The sequence below is a fragment of the Enterobacter cloacae complex sp. FDA-CDC-AR_0132 genome (assembly GCF_003010695.1).
GTDB classification, from domain to species: Bacteria; Pseudomonadota; Gammaproteobacteria; order Enterobacterales; family Enterobacteriaceae; genus Enterobacter; species Enterobacter ludwigii.
Map to the genome: position 1 here is coordinate 1794580 of NZ_CP027618.1, position 21199 is coordinate 1815778.

The 21199-nt window shown below is 56.0% G+C and carries 17 protein-coding genes; 7 read left to right on the forward strand and 10 right to left on the reverse strand.

Translation table 11 applies throughout. The annotated features are described in order from the left end of the window. Positions 1-27 precede the first annotated feature (27 nt). From lldD to AM379_RS08765, 7 genes are all read right to left on the reverse strand, one after another. Positions 28-1215, reverse strand: coding sequence for an FMN-dependent L-lactate dehydrogenase LldD (lldD, locus tag AM379_RS08735; RefSeq protein ID WP_014168083.1), 1188 nt, complete (start codon positions 1213-1215; stop codon positions 28-30). Next, positions 1212-1985, reverse strand: a complete 774-nt coding sequence (gene lldR, locus AM379_RS08740) for a transcriptional regulator LldR (protein WP_014168084.1) — start codon at positions 1983-1985, stop codon at positions 1212-1214. The genes lldD and lldR overlap by 4 nt, the downstream gene beginning before the upstream one ends. Further along, complete coding sequence (gene lldP / locus AM379_RS08745; RefSeq protein WP_032680001.1) at positions 1982-3637, reverse strand: L-lactate permease; 1656 nt, start codon at positions 3635-3637, stop codon at positions 1982-1984. The genes lldR and lldP overlap by 4 nt, the downstream gene beginning before the upstream one ends. Before the next feature lie 285 nt (positions 3638-3922). Then, a complete protein-coding gene (locus tag AM379_RS08750; RefSeq protein WP_014168086.1) occupies positions 3923-4285 on the reverse strand; it encodes a YibL family ribosome-associated protein in 363 nt (120 codons plus the stop codon). Positions 4286-4343: 58 nt separating this feature from the next. Continuing rightward, a complete protein-coding gene (gene mtlR / locus AM379_RS08755; protein ID WP_025206446.1) occupies positions 4344-4931 on the reverse strand; it encodes a mannitol operon repressor MtlR in 588 nt (195 codons plus the stop codon). Then, positions 4931-6079, reverse strand: coding sequence for a mannitol-1-phosphate 5-dehydrogenase (gene mtlD / locus AM379_RS08760; protein ID WP_044858417.1), 1149 nt, complete (start codon positions 6077-6079; stop codon positions 4931-4933). The genes mtlR and mtlD overlap by 1 nt, the downstream gene beginning before the upstream one ends. Positions 6080-6177: 98 nt before the next feature. Continuing rightward, entirely contained in the window at positions 6178-8085 is a 1908-nt protein-coding gene (locus AM379_RS08765) for a PTS mannitol transporter subunit IICBA (RefSeq protein WP_014168089.1), read from the reverse strand. Positions 8086-8740: 655 nt separating this feature from the next. On the opposite strand from AM379_RS08765, the gene AM379_RS08775 reads away from it, so the two are divergent. The 6 genes from AM379_RS08775 to exaC all read left to right on the forward strand — a co-directional run bounded on the left by AM379_RS08775 (position 8741) and on the right by exaC (position 15892). Continuing rightward, the gene (locus AM379_RS08775; protein ID WP_086533310.1) at positions 8741-9097 is read left to right on the forward strand and encodes a DUF3302 domain-containing protein; all 357 of its coding nucleotides are present in this window, start codon (positions 8741-8743) and stop codon (positions 9095-9097) included. Positions 9098-9099: 2 nt separating this feature from the next. Beyond that, positions 9100-10236, forward strand: a complete 1137-nt coding sequence (locus tag AM379_RS08780; RefSeq protein ID WP_014168091.1) for an HlyD family secretion protein — start codon at positions 9100-9102, stop codon at positions 10234-10236. An 89-nt stretch (positions 10237-10325) separates the two neighbouring features. After that, positions 10326-10934: a glutathione S-transferase gene (locus tag AM379_RS08785; RefSeq protein WP_106503611.1), complete on the forward strand. Its 609-nt coding sequence runs from the start codon at positions 10326-10328 to the stop codon at positions 10932-10934. 103 nt (positions 10935-11037) lie between these two features. After that, positions 11038-12423 (forward strand): L-seryl-tRNA(Sec) selenium transferase, encoded by a 1386-nt coding sequence (gene selA / locus AM379_RS08790; RefSeq protein WP_106503612.1) that lies wholly within the window; start codon positions 11038-11040, stop codon positions 12421-12423. Continuing rightward, a complete protein-coding gene (gene selB, locus AM379_RS08795) occupies positions 12420-14267 on the forward strand; it encodes a selenocysteine-specific translation elongation factor (protein ID WP_059305609.1) in 1848 nt (615 codons plus the stop codon). Before selA ends, selB begins: the two co-directional genes overlap by 4 nt. 86 nt (positions 14268-14353) lie before the next feature. After that, on the forward strand, positions 14354-15892 hold the full coding sequence (gene exaC / locus AM379_RS08800; RefSeq protein ID WP_059305610.1) for an acetaldehyde dehydrogenase ExaC: 1539 nt from the start codon (positions 14354-14356) through the stop codon (positions 15890-15892). Here exaC and AM379_RS08805 read toward each other — a convergent pair. After that, complete coding sequence (locus AM379_RS08805; protein WP_059305611.1) at positions 15889-16854, reverse strand: LysR family transcriptional regulator; 966 nt, start codon at positions 16852-16854, stop codon at positions 15889-15891. The genes exaC and AM379_RS08805 overlap by 4 nt on opposite strands. A 117-nt stretch (positions 16855-16971) precedes the next feature. Here AM379_RS08805 and AM379_RS08810 point away from each other — a divergent pair, with 117 nt between their 5' ends. Beyond that, positions 16972-17712, forward strand: a complete 741-nt coding sequence (locus AM379_RS08810) for a MipA/OmpV family protein (protein ID WP_106503613.1) — start codon at positions 16972-16974, stop codon at positions 17710-17712. Between the two features lie 95 nt (positions 17713-17807). Here the strand turns inward: AM379_RS08810 and AM379_RS08815 are convergent, their stop codons facing one another. Together AM379_RS08815 and AM379_RS08820 are read right to left on the reverse strand one after the other, a co-directional pair. After that, a complete protein-coding gene (locus tag AM379_RS08815) occupies positions 17808-19763 on the reverse strand; it encodes a glycoside hydrolase family 127 protein (protein WP_106503614.1) in 1956 nt (651 codons plus the stop codon). A 10-nt stretch (positions 19764-19773) separates the two neighbouring features. After that, positions 19774-21174 carry an MFS transporter gene (locus AM379_RS08820; protein ID WP_106503615.1) on the reverse strand — a complete coding sequence of 467 codons (1401 nt, stop codon included), beginning with the start codon at positions 21172-21174 and terminating at the stop codon, positions 19774-19776. Positions 21175-21199 lie beyond the last annotated feature (25 nt).

Sequence of the window (21199 nt, forward strand, 5' to 3'; positions counted from 1 at the left end):
GAGAGGGGAAGGGGAATCAGACGGGCGTCAGGCTGCGTCACCCTGGGCAAGCGGTGCCAGTGCGGCGGGTAATTTACCCAACTCCTGCACCAGGGAGTCCTTGCTGATTTCGCGAATCGTTTTTGCACCGGTCAACGTCATCGCCACTTTCATCTCTTTTTCGATCAGGTTGAGCAGATTCGCCACCCCTGCCTGACCAGCCGTAGCCAGTGCATAAAGATATGCGCGTCCGAGCAATACGCTGTCTGCGCCAAGGGCAATCATACGCACCACGTCAAGCCCGTTGCGGATACCGCTGTCGGCGAGGATAGCGATATCACCTTTCACCGCATCGGCAATCGCCGGCAGTGCGCGTGCGGAAGAGAGTACCCCGTCAAGCTGACGTCCGCCGTGGTTAGAGACCACAATACCGTCAGCGCCAAAGCGCACGGCATCGCGGGCATCTTCCGGGTCGAGGATCCCTTTGATCACCATTGGGCCGTCCCAGAATTCGCGGATCCACTCCAGGTCTTTCCACGAGATGGACGGATCGAAATTATTCGCCAGCCAGCCGATGTAATCTTCCAGCCCGGTGGGTTTACCGAGATAGGCCGAGATATTCCCCAGATCGTGCGGGCGACCATTCACACCGACATCCCAGGCCCATTGCGGGTGCGTTACTGCCTGCCAGTAGCGACGCAGGGCAGCATTTGGGCCGCTCATCCCGGAGTGGGCATCACGGTAACGGGCGCCAGGCGTCGGCATATCAACGGTAAAGACCAGCGTTGAACAGCCCGCGGCTTTGGCACGCTCCAGCGCGTTGCGCATAAAGCCGCGATCGCGCAGGACGTACAGCTGGAACCACATCGGACGCTGGAGGGTCGGGGCCACTTCTTCAATCGGGCAGACGGAGACGGTGGAGAGGGTAAACGGAATACCTTTGGCATCCGCTGCCCCTGCCGCCTGGACTTCACCCCGGCGGGCGTACATGCCGCACAAACCGACTGGCGCAAGGGCCACTGGCATGGAAAGCGTTTCGTTAAACAGCGTTGTCTCAAGGCTCAGCTCAGACATATCTTTCAGCACGCGCTGGCGCAGCGCCACTTCCGACAGATCTTCCACGTTGCGGCGCAGGGTGTATTCGGCATATGCCCCACCGTCGATATAGTGGAACAGGAACGGCGGCAAAATGCGCTGCGCTGCGGCGCGATAGTCACTGGCTGCTGAAATAATCATGCTTTGTTCTCCCTGGAAATATCACTGTCGCCAGGCAGACGGGTAATACGCGCCTGTCGGGCCTGATCTTCATCGAATCGTTTTATGGTGGTGTGCACGAACCCCAGATGCGCCATCATCGCTTTGCGCGCGGCCTCAGCATCTCCGGCCAGAATGGCGTTGAGTACCGCTTCGTGCTGTTCGGTCAGTTGGGCAAATACCGGCGGGACCAGATACATACGCTGGCGGCTCTGCTTCACGGAGGATTGCAGCAGGTCGAAGAAACCGCGCATGGTCTGGAGCAGAACGACGTTGTGTGACGCTTCGGCAATCGCCAGATGAAACCGCACGTCCGCCTGCGAGGCGATGTCCGGGTCGCTGCTTTGGGTGGCGTCAAAGCAGGCTTTGAGCTTCTCTTTGTCGGCTTCAGTGGCCCGCATGGCCGCATGCCAGGCGGTACTGGTTTCGATGGCGTGCCGCGCTTCAATGATGTCGAAGCTGTAGTCCGGGTCGTTTTCCATCAACGTTTTAAGCGGCTGCACGATGTTTTGCTCGGACCAGTCATCGTGCTGCCAGCGGACAAAGGTGCCGCCGCCCCGACGGCTTACCAGTACCCCTTCGCTGACCAGCGTCGCCAGCGCCTCACGCAGTGAGTTACGAGATACACCGAGTTGGGCGGCGAGCTGGCGCTCGGCGGGCAATTTCATGCCCGCTTCCAGCTGTTGTTCTTCAATCAGCGCCCGTACGCGAGAGGCAATCTCGTCGGACAGGCGTCTGGGCATGACTATCATGGGATCATCCAGGTTAAGACATAGGCCTGCAGGGTCGTGATCACCCCGACCATACAGGTGAATATCAGGCTGTGTTTCACGGTAAAGCGGAACAGGTCCGACTCTTTACCGACCAGTCCCACCGCCGCACAGGCAATGGCGATGGATTGCGGTGAGATCATCTTGCCGGTCACGCCGCCGGTAGTATTGGCGGCCACCAGAAGGATGTCCGACACGCCAATCTGCTGGGCTGCCGTCGCCTGCAGGGCCGCAAACAGGGCGTTAGATGAGGTATCTGAACCCGTCAGGAACACCCCCAGCCAGCCGAGGAACGGCGAGAAGAACGTGAAGGCGTGGCCGGTATGCGCCAGCGCAAGCGCCAGTGTCGATGACAGGCCGGAATAGTTCGAGATAAACGCGAACGCCAGCACCATGCCGATGGAGTAGATCGGCAGCATCAGCTCCTTAATGGTAGCCGCAAAAGTCTGTACTGCAGCCGCTGGCTTCATGCGTAACCACACCACAGACAGGATAGCGGCAAACAGGATTGCGGTGCCGGTTGCTGAGAACCAGTCAAATTTATACACCGCGGCATACGGCGTGGCGGCGTGCACCACGGGCGGCATGCGGGCGACCATCTTGTCGAGGAACGGCACGGAGATGTTAATGACCATCTCATACAGTGCGCCACCCGGTGCGAACAGGGCCTTAAACGGTGGAATACTCCAGAGCGTAACCGTGGCGGTCAGGAACAGGAACGGAGACCATGCGCGAATGATTTGTCCCGCGGTATAACCGGTACGTGCCAGGGTTTGATCGACGTGTGAAGCCCCCATATCGGCGAAACGGAAGATGCGTACCGGCTGCCAGCGTTTCAGGAACAGCGTCAGGCAGACCAGCGACACCAGTGAAGAGATAATGTCCGGCAATTCGGGGCCGAGGAAATTCGAGCTGAGATACTGGGCAATGGCAAACGAGCCGCCAGCGACGACCACCGCAGGCCATGTCTCTTTCACGCCGCGCCAGCCATCCATAATCGCCATGATCCAGAACAGCACGATGATGGTCAGGAACGGCAGCTGACGGCCAACCATCTGGCCAATTTCAAAGCTGTCCAGACCGGTGACCTGCCCGGCGACCAGAATCGGGATCCCCATCGCACCAAACGCCACCGGCGCGGTGTTAACGATCAGACAAAGACCTGCGGCGTAAAGCGGATTGAACCCCAGCCCGACTAACAGCGCCGCGGTGATGGCAACCGGTGCGCCAAACCCGGCCGCCCCTTCCAGAAAAGCCCCGAAGGAGAAACCGACAATCAGCATCTGCAGACGCTGGTCCGGAGTAATGGAAAGTATCGATGAGCGGATAATGTCGAATTGCCCGGTTTTCACCGAGATTTTGTAGACAAAGACCGCCGCGATAATGATCCACGCAATCGGCCACAGGCCGTAGAAGAAACCATAGACGACGGAGGCCAGCGCGCGATCGACCGGCATTTTATAGAAGAACAGTGCCACCATCAGCGCAATGGCAACGGTGTACGTCGCGGCCAGGTATCCCTTCAGCTTGAGCTTAATCAGCGCAAAGAAGAAGAACAGGATCGGAAGCGATGCGATCAGGCTCGACAGCCAGATATTGCCAGCCGGATCGTAGTTTTGTTGCCAGAGGCTCATGCAGGTCTCCTGAGGACCAGACAGTCTGCGTAGCGGGTGAGTCTCCGCTCATCTCTGCGTCACAAACTGTGTAAAAGTGGTCCTGCCAATATTGTGTTGTAGGGTGAATGACAATAAATGGTTAACCAGTTGTTATGAGTCGGCAATGATTTTGTGAGGGGAATTAGTGGAATTGTGAACCAGGAAAGTGATTACCGGGAGATTGGTTGGGCCAATTTTAAGCGGTGAGGGGGGCGACGCGGTGTGGTTTTCGCCCTCTCGCCTGGGAGAGAGGGCAGGGGACGATCAAAACGCGGTCTTACAAAAACCCGTCATCTCTTTCAGACCCATTTCGCGACCAAGCTCGGTCATGGGATGAACCACCACCAGGCCACGGACGCTTTTCTTCAGCTTGCCCATGTCGGCCTGCTCTTTTTTAGTGATGGCGCGACGGTGCGGCATGCTCAACAGCTTTTGGGCTTCGTTGCTCAGCTTCTGGCCTTTGACTTCGCGCAGACGCTCGATTTCCGCTTCAAGCTTCTCACTCTCTTTCTCCAGCTCGGCATACTTCTCGGCGGACTCAACCAGCGAGAGACCAGCCATCTGGTGGCGGATCAGATCCAGGCGGTCGCTCAGGCGTTTAATTTCGTTCTTTTCGACTTCTTTCATGACAAATAACTCTGAAAACGGGGAATTTACAGGGAAGGATACACCAATGTGACCAGGCTTACTTCTGAAACGCTTTTTTTAAGCTGATTCGGGAAATCAGCTCAGTCAGGGAAAGGACCATTGTGGAACGGACAACCTGTTGATAACGCAGCTTTTGCATCGCGTACAGCTCAGGGTCACTGTTATCAAAATGGGGAGCAGGGGGAAGCGCGGTGACGCAGTGTAGTTCGCCGAAGGGGCCAAGGATCTCATCATCGGTAAAGGTGTACTCATTACCGTCATGATTTAACTCTTCGCGCAGCGCCATCAGCAGCTCGGCATCTTCATACTCTTGTCGGTTCAACACGCCAAGACCATAAATCAGCTTCAGACGTACCGATAAATCGCCCAGCGGTCCGTCTCCGTCCAGTAACGGTTCTACAGCATATTTTACCGCGTAGTCGTCTTTGCGAAACACCTGAAGTACCAGAATATTCACCGCCTCGGTTAGCAACTCGACGGCGGCAATCAGGAAACTTCGTACGGTTTTGCCAGCATTCAGACGCTCAAGCACACGATTTTCAAAGGCCTGGGTTTGTTCCATTATTGCCTGCATATCTGACAATCTGTTATTTGGGCGCAGGCTATCCTGCGCCGCACTCTGCATCATTTGATTGCGTTGTAAGCGTTCACCGCCTCCACAACCACGTCGCTGTTGGCATCCAGACCAGAGATCTGCGCCAGCGCACCCTGCGGGCCTTTATCGTTAATCAGCTGAGCCAGCTCCTGCGCCTGTGGATCCTGTTCGCTGCGGTAATGCATCGCGGCCGCAATCCCTTTCACCAGGTTGGCGTGCGCAAGATCATACTCCAGCGTGCCCAGCAGCGGTTTAATCAGGCGATCGCCCGCGCTCAGTTTACGCAGTGGCTGACGGCCTACGCGCTCAACGTCATCTTTCAGATACGGGTTTTCAAAACGACCGAGGATTTTCTGGATGTATGCTGCATGTTTCTCAGCATCAAAACCGTAGCGTTTGATCAGCACCGCGCCGCTCTCTTCCATTGCCCCTTTAACCACCGCACGGATGCTCTCATCGAGGATCGCGTCACGAATGGTCTGATGACCGGCCAATTTTCCGAGGTACGCGGTTATAGCATGCCCGGTGTTCAGCGTGAAGAGTTTACGTTCGACAAAGGCCATCAGGTTATCGGTTAATTCCATCCCCGGAATGGTTGGCAGCGCGCCTTTAAACTGGGTTTTATCAACGATCCACTCGCTGAAGGTTTCCACGGTCACTTCCAGCGGATCGTGGGTGGCGGATTCTGACGGCGGAACGATACGGTCAACGGCGGAATCCACAAAGCCGACGTGCGCTTCCACCCAGGCTTTATCTTCGTCCGCGACGGCGGCGAGCACATGGCCTTTCAGCTGCGTGGTGCCGCGCACCATGTTTTCACAGGCGATGATGTTCAGCGGTGTGTCGATGCCCTGCGCTTTACGTTTTGCCAGGCCTTTCGCCACCGCAGGGGCAATGCGCTCAAGCACCACCGGGCCAACGGCCGTGGTCACCAGATCGACACTGGCGATGAGGTCGATAACGTCTTCGCCAATGCTGCTTACCGCATTAACGCCAGACACCGTCTCAACCTGCTCGTTTTCGCCTACCACGTGTACCTGATAGCTATGACGGGCATTCAGGGCATCCAGGACTACCTGATTCACATCGGCGAATGTCAGCGTAATGCCTGCGTCTGCCAGCAGTTTACCGATAAAGCCACGACCGATATTACCTGCGCCAAAATGTAATGCTTTCATAGTATTAACCTTAATCAATGTTTTTACCCGAGAGGGCTGGGGTGAGGCTTGGCCCTCACCCTAACCCTCTCCCCACAGGGGAGAGGGAAGAGGTTCCGTTACTTGTTCAACAGCGCCAGCACTTCTTCCACGCTGGTGGTGTTGGCCAGACGTTCAATGACAGAGTCGTCATCCAGCGCGTTGGTCAGGCTGGTAATCACCTGGATGTGCTCGTTGTTGCGAGCGGCGATACCAATCACCAGGCGGGCGATGTCGTCTTCTTCTTCACCGAAGCGTACACCATCCGGATACTGGCAGAACACCACGCCGGTTTTCAGTACGCGGTCTTTCGCTTCAACCGTACCGTGTGGAACCGCAATGGATTCACCCAGATAGGTTGGAGTCAGCTTTTCACGCTCCAGCATCGCGTCAACGTATTCAGGCTGCACGTAGCCGCCTTTCACCAGCTGTTCACCGGCAAAGCGAATCGCCTCTTCCTTGTGGGACGCCGTGCGGCCCAGGAAGATGTTTTCTGCGCCCAGGCGGAACAGGTGGCTGTCGTTCGCGTCAAAGCTGTCTTTCAGGCTGTCGCGGACTTTGACTTCGTTATCTTCATGACGCTGTGCGGCCACCAGGCGTTCGGTCAGGTTGGTGTACAGGCCGCTGTCCAGGAAGTTGGTCAGCGAAATGTGCTGTGCCTGAGGAACCTGACGCATCGCACGTTCGGTCAGATCGCGGTGCGTAATCACCAGGTCAACATCTGCAGGCAGGCTGTTGATGGCGCTGTTGGTGACGGAGATGTTGGTCAGACCCGCATCCTGCACTTTCTTACGCAGCACGCCGGCACCCATGGCGCTGGAACCCATACCTGCGTCACAGGCCACGATGATTTTACGTACGTGGCTCAGGTCGTTAGAGACATCGCCCGCCGCCAGCGGCGTGGCGCCTTTTGATTCGGCTTTCATGTCATGCATACGACGGGTTGCCGCTTCGATATCGTCATCTTCTTTCACTTTGCTGGTTTTCAGCAGGATAGAAGAGACCACGAAGGAGACGGCCATTGCCGCACAGATGGCTGCGATGTTAGCGAAATAGGCACCTTTCGGGGTCATCGCCAGAACCGCCAGGATGGAGCCTGGAGAGGCCGGAGAAACCAGACCACCGCCCAGCACGCTCAGGGTGAACACGCCCGTCATACCGCCGAGGATAACGGCCAGGATCAGACGTGGGTTCATCAGCACGTATGGGAAGTAAATTTCGTGGATACCGCCCAGGAAGTGGATGATAGCCGCACCGCCCGCAGACTGTTTCGCACTGCCGCGACCAAAGAACATGTACGCCAGCAGAACACCCATGCCCGGGCCCGGGTTGGCTTCAATCAGGAAGAAGATGGACTTGCCGAGGTCATGAGACTGCTGAATGCCCAGCGGTGAGAAGATACCGTGGTTAATGGCGTTGTTGAGGAACAGGATTTTCGCCGGTTCAACAAAGATAGACGCCAGCGGCAGCATGTCGTGCGCAACCATGAAGTTAACGCCTGCCGCCAGAACTTTGGACAGCACTTCAACCGCAGGGCCAATGCCGAGGAACGCCAGAATCGCGAGGATCATACCGATGATGCCCGCAGAGAAGTTGTTCACCAGCATTTCGAAGCCGGATTTGATCTTACCATCAACCCAGACGTCGAATTTCTTAATTGCCCAGCCGCCCAGAGGGCCCGCAATCATTGCACCGAGGAACATCGGCATATCCGCACCGACGATAACCCCCATCGTCGTGATGGCACCCACAACGCCACCACGGTCTCCACCCACCAGACGACCCCCGGTAAACCCGATAAGCAGCGGCAGCAGGTAGGTAATCATTGGGCCAACAAGTTTCGCCAGCGTTTCGTTAGGCAACCACCCTGTCGGAATGAACAACGCAGTGATGATACCCCACGCGATAAACGCGCCGATATTTGGCATCACCATATTGCTGAGGAAACGACCAAAGCTTTGAACTTTGATCTTGAAATCGGATGACATAAAACACCCCTTCTTCTGTTTACGCTTAGGCTTGCGGCCCGAGGTTTATTGTTAATGAGGCGGCAGAGGTAGCCGGGCCCTGTTCTGATGCTGTGAAATCTGGCACTGAATCGTTCAACTGTCCAGACGACGGAAATTTGTGTGATATGAATCACGTAAATGTAGGGGGTGCAGACATGAATGAAGTGATCTTCGTCACAAAAATGGTGGATAAAAAAAATACGATGGCGATAAATAAAGCAAAAACTACCCACTTCTGTGATGTAAATCACATTTGGTTGTCGTGAGTTTGTTTCTGGATTGTGACTAATTTCACAAAAAATTTTTATGCAGAATTCTCCGGATGTGATCGGTGACAAATTCTGCCTGGCGATTCAACGCCAGGATGTCATGAAGTCACACATAAAGCTAAAAAATGACTTTTCATGTGTGGTATGGCGAAAAGCAATAAGGTACGTTACGCTCATATTGTAAGGTTAAGTCTATTATTATTCAGGATATATTTTGACACGCTTATAAACTTGCATGGAGATATTATAAAAAACGATACTCCCCGGCTCTGAAATATAAGTACACCTCGTATTTATAAAAAATTAATTAGGTTGCGTACCGTTTTATTAATTTAATGAGTTGACGTTGTTTAAGTGAGGAGAATATGTTTCTCAACTATTTTGCGCTGGGCGTATTGATTTTTGTATTTCTGGTTCTTTTTTACGGAATCATCGCCATCCATGATATTCCTTATAATATGGCCAAAAAACGGAATCATCCCCATGCGGATGCCATTCATACGGCGGGATGGATTAGCCTGTTTACGCTCCATGCGATTTGGCCGTTCCTGTGGATTTGGGCCACGTTGTACCGTGAAGATCGCGGCTGGGGGATGCAGAACCACATCTCAAAACCTGATGAGGTCCCGGGTATGGATGCTCTGACTAAACGTGTGGCCGAATTAGAACAAAAACTGGCAGCGGTATCTCCCACGGCTGACAAGAATACGCTGGAGCACTAATCATGGATCTGCTGATTATTTTGACCTATGTGGCCTTTGCCTGGGCCATTTTTAAAATATTCCGTATTCCGGTAAACCAGTGGACCCTCGCGACCGCAACATTAGGTGGGGTGTTTATTGTCGCCGGGCTTATCCTGTTGATGAACTATAACCATCCCTATACCTTTACGGCGCAAAAAGCGGTTATTTCCATTCCGATTACGCCGCAGGTTACTGGGGTAGTGAGTGAAGTTACCGATAAAAATAACCAGCTAATTAAAAAAGGCGAAGTGTTATTTAAACTTGATCCGGGCCGCTATCAGGCGCGCGTCGACAGACTGCAGGCCGACCTGGTCACCGCCACGCACAATATCGACAATCTCAAAGCGCAGCTTGCGGAAGCGGTCGCCAATACCACGCGCGTGTCCGCTGAACGTGACCGCCTGTATAAAGATTACCAGCGCTACCTGAAAGGCAGCCGGGCAAAGGTTAACCCGTTCTCTGAAAGCGATATCGACAACGCACGGCAAAACTATCTGGCGCAGGATGCGCTGGTAAAAGGCTCGGTGGCTGAACAGACGCAAATACAAAGTCAGTTAGACAGTATGGTCAACGGTGAGCAATCCCAGGTTGCTTCCCTGCGTGCTCAGCTTGCTGAAGCGAAATACAACCTGGATCAGACCGTGGTGCGTGCGCCGAGCAATGGCTATATCACGCAGGTGCTGATTCGTCCGGGGACCTATGCTGCCGCGCTGCCGCTGCGCCCGGTCATGGTCTTTATTCCTGAACAGAAACGCCAGATTGTGGCCCAGTTCCGTCAGAACTCGCTGCTGCGTCTGAAGCCGGGCGACGAAGCGGAAGTGGTCTTCAACGCGCTGCCGGGCCAGGTCTTCTCCGGCAAGCTCACCAGTATTCTGCCGGTGGTGCCGGGGGGATCATACCAGGCGCAGGGTGCGCTGCAGTCGCTGACCGTGATCCCTGGTACCGATGGCGTATTAGGCACTATCGAGCTGGAGCCGAATGCTGATGTCGATGCGCTGCCCGACGGCATTTATGCTCAGGTGGCGGTCTATTCGGATCACTTTGCTCACGTCTCGGTAATGCGTAAGGTGCTGTTGCGTATGACCAGCTGGATGCACTACCTCTATCTCGATCACTAACCCCTTCAGGGCAGGAATGCGACACGCATACCTGCCCTTTTTTCATCGCTTGATCCATACTGACTTTTTTCGGCATCAAGGATCAGGCAATGAAACTTATCGGCAGCTACACCAGTCCCTTCGTGCGAAAAATCTCGATTCTCCTGCTGGAGAAAGGGATTGAATTCGAGTTCGTCAATGAACAGCCTTATCACGCTGAAAACGGTGTGGCGCAGTACAACCCGCTGGGAAAAGTGCCGGCGCTGGTAACAGACGAAGGCCAGTACTGGTTTGATTCCCCCATTATTGCGGAGTACATCGAGCTGCTCGGCGTGGCCCCGGCGATGTTACCGGCCGATCCAAACGCGGCGCTGGCAATGAAGCAAATTGAAGCGCTGGCCGACGGTATTATGGATGCGGCGTTAACGTCCGTGCGCGAGCAGGCAAGACCCGCCGCCCAGCAGTCTGAAACGGAACTGTTACGCCAGCGTGAAAAAATCAGCCGCAGCCTGGACTGGTGCGAACAACTTATCCGGGAGGGAAAAATTCAACCCGAGAGCCTGAACCTGGCGACGATAGCCATTGCCTGCGCCATCGGTTATCTCAATTTCCGCCGCGTTTCCCCCGGCTGGTGCGTCGACCGTCCATTGCTGGTGAAGCTTGCAGAAACGCTCTTTCAGCGCGAGAGCTTTGCCCGTACCGAACCGCCAAAGGCTTGATGCGGGTTATAACACTTCGCAGCAGGAGGCGGTACAATCCCTTCTTATGTTGACTCCCTCTCCCGTCGGGAGGGGGGATGATATTTACTCGCCAGGCGCTTTCATGACAACTCATCACTCCCTGTACAGCCAGATCCCTGCAACCGACCGTCTTCTTCGCGAGCCGCGCGTGCATGCTGCCGTTGCGCGGTTCGGCCATACTGCGACGGTAGAAATATTACGTCTGCTTCAGGACGAAGCCCGCAGCCATATTCAGACAGAAAATGCATTGCCGGACTGGTGTGTGGCGTGGGGGCAGGAAGTGGAGCTGAGGCTCGAGGAGAAAGCACAAAGCGCGTTACGTCCGGTCATCAACCTGACGGGAACCGTGCTGCACACCAACCTTGGTCGCGCTCAACAGGCAGAAGAGGCCGTCGCTGCGGTCGTGCAGGCCATGCGTTCCCCCGTGACGCTTGAGTACGATCTGGACGGCGCAGGGCGCGGACATCGCGATCGGGCGCTGGCAGACCTGCTCTGCGAGCTGACCGGCGCAGAAGATGCCTGCATCGTGAATAACAACGCGGCGGCGGTACTGTTAATGCTGGCAGCGACCGCCAGCGGTAAAGAGGTGGTGGTTTCCCGTGGCGAGCTGGTCGAGATTGGCGGTGCGTTTCGCATTCCGGATGTTATGCGCCAGGCGGGCTGTACCCTGCATGAAGTGGGCACCACCAACCGCACGCATGCAAAAGATTATCGCGCGGCAGTAAATGAAAATACCGGGCTGCTGATGAAGGTCCACACCAGTAATTACCAGATAGCCGGATTCACCAAAACCGTTGAAGAGGCGGAGCTGGCGGAGCTTGGCCGTGAGCTGGGTGTGCCGGTGGTGGCCGACCTCGGTAGTGGTTCGCTGGTCGATCTGAGCCAGTACGGTCTGCCAAAAGAGCCCATGCCGCAGGAGATGATTGCGGCGGGCGTCAGTCTCGTGAGTTTCTCCGGCGACAAACTGCTTGGCGGCCCGCAGGCGGGGATTATCGTGGGTAAACGTGCGCTTATTGCGAAGCTGCAGCAGCACCCGCTCAAGCGTGCACTGCGAGCCGATAAAATGACGCTTGCCGCGCTGGAAGCGACGCTGCGCCTTTATCTCCACCCGGAAAAACTGGCTGAACGTCTGCCTACGCTGCGCCTGCTGGCCCGTGATGCCGCCTCAATTCGCGCCCAGGGTGAGCTGCTCTTGCCACACGTTGCGCCGCACTACCCCGATTTTGACGTGCGCCTTGAAGCTTGTCAGTCGCAGATCGGCAGCGGTTCACTGCCGGTGGACAGGCTGCCCAGCGCGGCGCTCACGTTTACACCCCGTGACGGGCGCGGCAGCCAGCTTGACGCTTTGTCGGCGCGCTGGCGTGCCTTGCCAGCACCGGTTATCGGGCGCATTTACGATGGCCGAATGTGGCTGGATCTACGCTGTCTTGAAGATGAAGCGCGATTTCTGGAGATGCTGTTGAAATGATTATTGCCACCGCCGGTCACGTCGACCACGGAAAAACCACCTTATTACAGGCCCTGACCGGGGTGAATGCCGATCGTCTGCCGGAAGAGAAAAAACGCGGCATGACCATCGATCTGGGCTATGCCTACTGGCCTCAGCCTGATGGCCGGGTGCTGGGTTTTATTGATGTACCGGGACACGAGAAGTTTCTTTCTAACATGCTGGCGGGCGTCGGTGGCATCGATCATGCTCTGCTGGTGGTGGCCTGTGATGACGGCGTGATGGCGCAAACGCGTGAACATCTGGCAATTTTACAGCTGACGGGCAACCCACAGCTGACCGTTGCGCTGACCAAAGCTGACCGCGTCGATGAGGCGCGACTCAACGCGGTGCGTGAAACCGTGCAGGCGACCTTGCGGGAGTATGGATTTGCCGATGCGCCATTGTTCGTCACCGTGGCGACAGAAGGGCGCGGTATTGACGAACTTCGCCACCATTTGCAGCGGCTTACTTCACGCGAGCATGCCAGCCATCATCGTTTCCGTCTGGCGATCGACCGGGCCTTTACCGTTAAAGGCGCGGGGCTGGTGGTCACCGGTACCGCGCTGAGCGGTGAAGTGAACGTGGGCGATACCTTATGGCTCACGGGTGCCAACGCCCCGATGCGTGTGCGCGGTTTGCATGCGCAGAACCAGCCCGTAGAGCATGCCCATGCCGGGCAGCGGATCGCGCTCAATATTGCGGGCGATGCGGAAAAAGAGAAGCTTAACCGTGGCGACTGGCTGCTGGCCGGTGTACCGCCAGAGCCTTCTGAGCGGGCGATCGTCGCCCTGCAGACGCATGTGCCGCTGACCCAATGGCAGCCGCTGCATATCCACCACGCGGCCAGCCATATCACCGGGCGCGTGTCACTGCTGGAAAACGACCTTGCCGAACTGGTTTTCGATTCGCCACTGTGGCTCGCGGATAATGACCGTCTGGTACTGCGTGACATTTCGGCCCGGGAGACGCTGGCCGGGGCGCGGGTAGTCACGCTCAACCCGCCGCGTCGCGGCAAGCGCAAGCCGGAGTATCTGCAATGGCTGGGAGCGCTGGCGCAGGCCGCGGATGATAAAGCCGCGTTGCTTGTTCATCTTGAGCGCGGTGCCGTCAATCTGAGCGATTTCGCATGGGCTCGTCAGCTCAGCGCGGAAGGATTACGCCTGCTGACCCAGGAGCCCGGTTTTATTCAGGCGGGTAACAATTTACTGAATGCCCCGGTCGCAGCATGCTGGCAGCGCAAGGTACTGACCACGCTCGCCACTTACCATGAACAGCATCAGGATGAACCCGGCCCGGGACGTGAACGCCTGCGACGCATGGCGTTGCCGATGGAAAACGATGCGCTGGTGCTGCTGCTGATTGAAAACATGCGCGAAAGTGGGCTGATAAAAAGCCACCATGGCTGGCTGCATCTGCCGGATCACAAAGCCGGGTTTAACGCCGGGCAAGAGGCGATATGGCAGAAAGTGGCACCGCTGTTTGGCGACGAGCCGTGGTGGGTTCGCGATCTCGCACGTGAAACGAATACCGACGAACAGGTGATGCGCCAGGTGTTGCGCCATGCGGCGCAGCAGGGATTAATCGTCGCGATCGTAAAAGATCGTTATTACCGTAACGATCGTATTGTGGCGTTTGCAAACCTGATCCGCGAGCTGGATCAGGCGCGAGGCACGACCTGCGCAGCAGATTTCCGCGATCGGCTGAACGTCGGGCGCAAGCTGGCGATCCAGATCCTGGAATATTTCAACCGCATCGGCTTTACCCGTCGTCGTGGCAACGATCATTTATTGCGGGATTCGTTATTATTTCCTGAAACTCCGTGACCCCCGTCGTAAACACCGTTACCGGCTGGCGAGAAAATCGCCAGCCGGAACTACCCTTGTTGTACACCAACAGCAAGGAGACGGTCATGACAAACAATCCTCCCTCATCGCGTATCCAGCCTGGCGAGTATGGTTTTCCCCTCAAGCTGAAGCCCCGTTATGAAAACTTTATCGGCGGCGACTGGGTTGCACCCGTCGACGGCGAATACTATTCCAATCTGACGCCCGTTACCGGCCAGCCGCTGTGTGAGATAGCCAGCTCCGGCAAGGGGGATATCGACCTGGCGCTGGACGCCGCGCACAAAGCCAAAGACAAATGGGGGCATACCTCTGTTCAGGACAGAGCGGCGATATTGTTCAAAATCGCTGACCGGATGGAACAGAATCTGGAGCTACTGGCAACGGCGGAAACCTGGGATAACGGCAAGCCAATCCGTGAAACGATGGCGGCAGACGTGCCGCTGGCCATTGACCACTTCCGCTATTTTGCCTCCTGTATTCGCGCTCAGGAGGGCGGAATTAGCGAGGTAGACAGCGACACCGTGGCGTACCACTTCCACGAACCGCTGGGCGTGGTGGGGCAGATCATTCCGTGGAACTTCCCGTTGCTGATGGCGAGCTGGAAAATGGCGCCCGCGCTGGCGGCGGGTAACTGCATTGTGCTCAAACCGGCCCGCCTGACCCCGCTGTCAGTCCTGCTGCTGATGGAAGTCATTGGCGACCTTCTCCCGCCAGGCGTGATTAACGTGGTGAACGGGGCGGGGGGTGAGATAGGGGAATATCTGGCGACCTCAAAACGGATCGCCAAAGTCGCGTTTACCGGGTCGACGGAAGTGGGTCAGCAGATCATGCAGTACGCGACCCAGAACATCATTCCAGTGACCCTGGAGCTGGGCGGTAAATCGCCGAACATTTTCTTCGCCGACGTCATGGAGGAAGAGGATGCCTTCTTCGATAAAGCCCTGGAAGGCTTTGCGCTGTTTGCTTTTAACCAGGGTGAAGTCTGTACCTGCCCAAGCCGCGCGCTGGTGCAGGAGTCTATCTATGAGCGCTTTATGGAGCGAGCCATTCGCCGCGTCGAGTCTATCCGCAGCGGTAACCCGCTTGATAACGTGACCCAGATGGGCGCGCAGGTCTCGCACGGGCAGATGGACACTATCCTCAACTACATTGATATCGGCAAGAAAGAAGGGGCGGATGTCCTGACCGGCGGTCGGCGTAAAATGCTGGGCGGCGATCTGCAGGACGGGTATTACCTGGAGCCGACGATCCTGTTCGGCAAAAACAACATGCGCGTCTTCCAGGAGGAAATTTTCGGACCGGTGCTGGCCGTCACCACCTTCAAAACGATGGAAGAGGCGCTGGAGATTGCTAACGATACGCCGTATGGCCTCGGGGCTGGCGTCTGGAGCCGCAACGGTAATCTGGCTTACAAAATGGGGCGGGGCATTCAGGCCGGGCGTGTGTGGACCAACTGCTACCACGCTTATCCGGCGCACGCGGCCTTTGGGGGCTATAAGCAATCGGGCATCGGGCGTGAAACCCACAAGATGATGCTGGAGCATTATCAGCAGACGAAATGCCTGCTGGTGAGTTATTCCGATAAACCACTGGGGCTGTTCTAACCCTCCAGCTCAGGCTGCCCCTGGGCAGCCTGAGCAATTTGCTGACGCAGGCAGTTCAGTACGCCGTCCAGAATGTACTGCACGCGCCAGGGCTGGTATTCACGTTTGCGGAATATCGCCGTCAGGTCGAGCCACCACTCTTCCTGATGGGGGAAGCAGGGAACCAGAGAACCACTCTTAAGCTCTTTTTTCAGGCTTTCTTTCGGCGCAAAAACAATACCGAGATTATTTCGTGCCAGTTCCAGTGCCGTCTGCGTATTGTCGCAAATATAATTTCCGGTCACTCTGTAATCATATACGGTCTCGCTGCCGTGGACGCGAAAACGCCAGATGTTCGCCTCATCCACCAGCATCGAGTCTATTAAAATACAGGAGTGATTCATTAAATCTTCAGGTCCGGTTAAGGGGTGGTTTTTCAAATATTCTTCTGTGGCAAATGCCGTGACGGAATATTTCGTTAACACACTGGCGACCAGACTTTCATCTTTCGGTTGAGCATAGGTAATGAGAATATCGCAATCATCGGGGAACGAGACCCCTTCGGAATATTCATTACGATCCAGGTTGTACGTTTTTAACGAGATGCGGATATCACCGATGTCCTCAATCTGATGGATCACGTGTCGCGCCAGATACATCACGATACCCGTTGGGGCGTAAATGGTCACTTTTCCGCGCTTCTCATGCTTATAATCAGCAATGAAATTAATGAGCTGGCTATTTTTATCCAGCGTGGCGTCAATGTAGGGGAGTAACGCTTCGCCAAACTGGGTTAGCGCCAGCTGACGGGTCGTGCGCTCAAATACCTTAAGACCGACACGCGTTTCAAAGTCAGAAAGGTATTTACTGACGTTAGCCTGTGCCATGCCCAGCAGGGCTGCGGCATCGCCAATACTGTGGGTGGCTGCGATGACGGAAATAATTTTTAACTCGCGTGGTTTTAGCTGGAACTTATTCATCATGCGCACCCATCTATATGTTTTTATATATAATATTATATAAACTGCAGCGTTGCATTGGCAAATTTGTAACCATTATTATTCGCCTCGCTTGTTTGGCGTCTAAATGGATTACATGTAATGACTATTAAATACAATTTACTCATCGCAGCCACGTTATTTACAACATCATCTGCAATGGCTGGTGACTTTTCACTTGGGGCGGGGGCTGTATTTAATGAGTCGCCTTATAAAGGATATAACGAAAATACCACGGCGGTACCGTTAATTAGCTATGAAGGCGACCGGTTTTATATTCGCCAGACCACCGGCGGATGGATCCTGTGGAAAGACGAAAAAAATGAATTCAGCATGACCGCATCGTGGATGCCACTGCGATTTGATCCTGAAGATAACGACGACGCTCAGATGAAACACCTCGATGAGCGTAAAGCATCAGCGTTTCTCGGCGGGGCGTACTACCGCCATGAACACTGGGGCTCGCTGAAAGTGGCGGTCTCGGGTGATGCGATGGATGAGAGCGGCGGCGTGATCGGTGAAATCTCATACTTCCGTCCGGTTCGGATGGAACGTCTGACGCTGACGCCATCGGTAGGTATTTTCTACAGCGACGAAAGCTATAACGATTACTACTACGGCGTATCCGGCAATGAGTCTCGCCGCTCAGGCCTCAATGAATACACCGCAGGTGATAGCTGGACGCCGTATGTGGGGCTCGCGGCTAAATATCAGTTAACCCAGAATCTGTTCATCAACGCCAGCGCAGTCTATACCGTGTTACCTGACGACATGAAGAACAGTCCGATGATCGACCGCGAAGACAGTTTCGCGCTGATGACCGGCATGTCCTGGCGTTTCTGATCTAAAGCCGGGTGGCGATTGCCTTACCCGGCCTCGGTTTTTATCTCCCGCGCCTGTGGGAGAGGGTTGGGGTGAGGCTGACAGGACAGATGCCTTCAGGCCTCATCCACCCAAATCCGCATTTCCCCTTCTCCCCGGTTTGCCCAGCTAAACCACGGAATAAAGGTCAACGTCCGGGGCTGGCGCTGCACCGGGGCGCGATCGTACTGCCACAGTGCCTGCGTGCCTTCCTCATCAGCGTGACGCGCGATGCCCTCCGCCTGAATCAGTATCTTGTGCGCAAAGATCCCTTTTCCTTCAAAGACCCGAAATTCGCTCTGCTCAGGCAGGGAGAGGTTATGCAGGTTCGCGCCATTGTCGGCCTCTTCCAGGCAGTAGACCAGCGGGCCACGCTGCAGCGCGACTTTACCGGCCTGCTGGCGTACCAGCGGGTTACCGTACACGCGGCGGACCGGCATGGGTAAGGTCAGCGTAAGGGTATCTCCCTCCTGCCAGCGGCGGGTGAGGTACAGATACCCCCGGGAGACATCACCCGTGACCCTTTCGCCGTTCAGTGACACGACCGGGCTTGTGCACCAGTCTGGTAAACGTAGTGCCAGCGTGTGGGTCACCGGGGCAGGTGAGGTGATCTCGATGTTGACCTCTTCCTGCCATGGATAATCACCGCTAATCCGTAGCTGTAAGGTGCCCTCATCTACCGGTATGGCGACGTCGTTCCCCACATAGAGGTTGATAAAGAGCGCGTTCTGACGAACGGTATAGAGATAGTGGCCCAGCGAAGTGAGCACGCGGGCGATATTGGGCGGGCAACAGGCGCAGCCGAACCAGCGCTGGCGAACCGGCTTAACGTGGTCGTAGACATGATTAAATGCCAGTGTTTTAGGGTGTACCTCCAGCGGGTTCACATAGAAGAAATGTTTACCGTCCAGCGCCATGCCGCCCAGTACCGTGTTGTATAAGGCACGCTCCATCACGTCGGCGTACTGGCTGTCCGCTTCCATCTCCAGCATCCGGCGGGCAAACATCATCAGGCCAATGGAGGCGCAGCTTTCGGCATATACCGTATCGTTAGGCAAATCGTAATCGCTGCTGAAGGCTTCGCCACTGCTTTGCGAGCCGATCCCGCCGGTAATATAGAGCTGTCGCTGGGCCATGTTATTCCACAGCCGCAGGCAGTCCTGGCGTTTATCCTCGTCATGACTCAGGCGAGCAAGATGCGCCATGCCCGCCATCAGATAGACAAATCGAACCGCGTGGCCGATGGCGGTGTGTTGTTCGGCAAGCGGTTGATGCGCCTGGCTATAGGCTTTGTCCTTGACCATCCACGCCGGGCCGTACGTGTTCCAGTGCGATGTCCGGCCCCGTTTCTCATATTCGATATCGTAGAAATGAGGCTGCGTGCCGCGCGTGTCGATAAAATATTTCACAAGGGCCAAGTAACGCGGTTCCTGAGTGACGTCGTAAAGCCGCATCAGCGCCAGCTCAATTTCCGGATGGCCCGGATAACCGTGAAGCTGCTCCTCGCCGGGGCCAAAGACCCGGTCGATATGGTCCGCCAGTTTGCATACCACCTCCAGCAGACGGCGTTTTCCGGTCCCCTGAAAATAGGCCACGCCGGCTTCAATCATATGTCCGGCGCAGTACAGTTCGTGGCATTCGGCAAGGTTCGTCCAGCGCTCACCGGGTGCTTTCACCGTGAAGTAGGTGTTGAGATAGCCATCGTCACACTGCGCCGCCGCAATCAGCTCAATCACCTCATCGGCGGTTTTTTCACGTTCCGGGTCGGGCTTCTGGCACAACGACCACGCGACGGCTTCCAGCCATTTCGCCACGTCGCTGTCCTGAAACACCATTCCATAGAACTCCCCCTGTTCCAGCCCAGCCGCAATGCGGAAGTTGGTGATGGCGTGGCTCGGTTCGGCTTCGGTAACGCGATCGTTTAGCGCATCCCACTGGTAGGGGATCACCACATCACGCACCAGCCGCTGATACTGGCCGAGAAACGGGTCGTTGATGTTCAGTGTGTGCAGGTCGGCTTCCATTATGGACATGTCATTCTCCTCAGGACGATACGTGACGCTGGCGCAGATCGGTGGCAATGCGCGACATCATGGGATTGTTGAGTCTGCACCAGCGGATTGAGACCGCCAGCAGCAGGTGGAAAAGGGCGGGGAGCAGTGTCTCCATCGCAGTAATTCCCTGTAACGAGGCTGGCGTCTGGTTGCCCGCGCCCGGCTGGTAGGCGACGGCGATAAACACCAGGCTGATGATCCCGGCGCTGGACGCCCAGGCGAGCTTGATGAAAAACAGATTGAAAGCGAAGTTCATGCCAGATGAACGTACCCCGTTTTTCCACTCACCATAGTCATCTGCAAATGCCATCAGCGAAAAGTGCAGGGGCAGGGTAAAACCGAGAATGACACCGTTACTCAGAATAACGATCAGCCAGAGCATCTGATGAGCCGGACCGCCTGGCAGAAACCACATTCCCGCCGCGAGCGCGGCCAGCACGAGGTTGGTGTAGTAATAGAGTTTGACGGTATCAATCCGGCGAGAAAGGGGATTCACGATCACCGCGCCGAGAATGGCGGCAAAGGTCACCATCGTGAAGAACAGCGAGGTATAAGCGGTACTGCCCTGGAGCACGTAGGTGATGAAGTACATGTAGCCGCCGCCACGAATGTTGAAGACGTTGATCAGCAGGAATGACATCACCAGCATCAGCAGGAGCTGATCGTTGTTGCGCAGGCCGGCCAGATGCTCGCTTAAGGTGAATTTGCCCATCAGCGCCAGCGGGACGCGCTCACGCACCCAGAAGAAGCAGCAGAGGAACATCACCACGGCGATGGCGCACAACACCCCAACGCCGAGCTGATAGCCTCGCGCGGCGTTGCCCTCGCCCAGCGCTGCGACCAGCCACGGCAGGCCAACAGAGACCAAAAAGCCCGCCACACCGCACAGCACAAAGCGCCATGACTGACAGGAGATGACCTCGCTGTGGCGGGTGGTCATGGTGTTGATCAGCGCGCAGTAGGGCACGTTGATGGCGGTATAGCCCACTGACAACAGCAGATAGGTACCAAACGCCCAGGCGATTTTCACCCCCATGCTGGCGTCAGGCACGGTGAAGGTCAGTACACCGATAACCCCGACAGGAAGCGCCACCCACAGCTGCCACGGGCGAAAACGCCCCCAACGGCTTTGTGTTCGGTCGGCAATCACCCCCATCACCGGATCGGAAATGGCGTCAAACACGCGCAGGGCAATAAACAGCGTGCCAACGAGCGCAGGCGTCAGACCAAAAACGTCGGTGTAGAAGAAGGTAAGAAAATTCATGATCAGGCAGGTAATGACCGTGCCACCCGCGTCACCCAGGCCGTAGCCTATTTTTTCGCGGACTGACAGGCGGTCATCCATAGCCCCTTGTACGACCTGTGATTCTGTAATCGGTGTGGAAGTCATGAGGTAACTCCTCGGTAATCGATTT

Coding starts and splice junctions, on each gene's coding strand:
- lldD (WP_014168083.1), bottom strand. CDS start 1,215: ATGATTATTTCAGCAGCCAGTGACTATCGCGCCGCAGCGCAGCGCATT.
- lldR (WP_014168084.1), bottom strand. CDS start 1,985: ATGATAGTCATGCCCAGACGCCTGTCCGACGAGATTGCCTCTCGCGTA.
- lldP (WP_032680001.1), bottom strand. CDS start 3,637: ATGAGCCTCTGGCAACAAAACTACGATCCGGCTGGCAATATCTGGCTG.
- AM379_RS08750 (WP_014168086.1), bottom strand. CDS start 4,285: ATGAAAGAAGTCGAAAAGAACGAAATTAAACGCCTGAGCGACCGCCTG.
- mtlR (WP_025206446.1), bottom strand. CDS start 4,931: ATGCAGAGTGCGGCGCAGGATAGCCTGCGCCCAAATAACAGATTGTCA.
- mtlD (WP_044858417.1), bottom strand. CDS start 6,079: ATGAAAGCATTACATTTTGGCGCAGGTAATATCGGTCGTGGCTTTATC.
- AM379_RS08765 (WP_014168089.1), bottom strand. CDS start 8,085: ATGTCATCCGATTTCAAGATCAAAGTTCAAAGCTTTGGTCGTTTCCTC.
- AM379_RS08775 (WP_086533310.1), top strand. CDS start 8,741: ATGTTTCTCAACTATTTTGCGCTGGGCGTATTGATTTTTGTATTTCTG.
- AM379_RS08780 (WP_014168091.1), top strand. CDS start 9,100: ATGGATCTGCTGATTATTTTGACCTATGTGGCCTTTGCCTGGGCCATT.
- AM379_RS08785 (WP_106503611.1), top strand. CDS start 10,326: ATGAAACTTATCGGCAGCTACACCAGTCCCTTCGTGCGAAAAATCTCG.
- selA (WP_106503612.1), top strand. CDS start 11,038: ATGACAACTCATCACTCCCTGTACAGCCAGATCCCTGCAACCGACCGT.
- selB (WP_059305609.1), top strand. CDS start 12,420: ATGATTATTGCCACCGCCGGTCACGTCGACCACGGAAAAACCACCTTA.
- exaC (WP_059305610.1), top strand. CDS start 14,354: ATGACAAACAATCCTCCCTCATCGCGTATCCAGCCTGGCGAGTATGGT.
- AM379_RS08805 (WP_059305611.1), bottom strand. CDS start 16,854: ATGATGAATAAGTTCCAGCTAAAACCACGCGAGTTAAAAATTATTTCC.
- AM379_RS08810 (WP_106503613.1), top strand. CDS start 16,972: ATGACTATTAAATACAATTTACTCATCGCAGCCACGTTATTTACAACA.
- AM379_RS08815 (WP_106503614.1), bottom strand. CDS start 19,763: ATGTCCATAATGGAAGCCGACCTGCACACACTGAACATCAACGACCCG.
- AM379_RS08820 (WP_106503615.1), bottom strand. CDS start 21,174: ATGACTTCCACACCGATTACAGAATCACAGGTCGTACAAGGGGCTATG.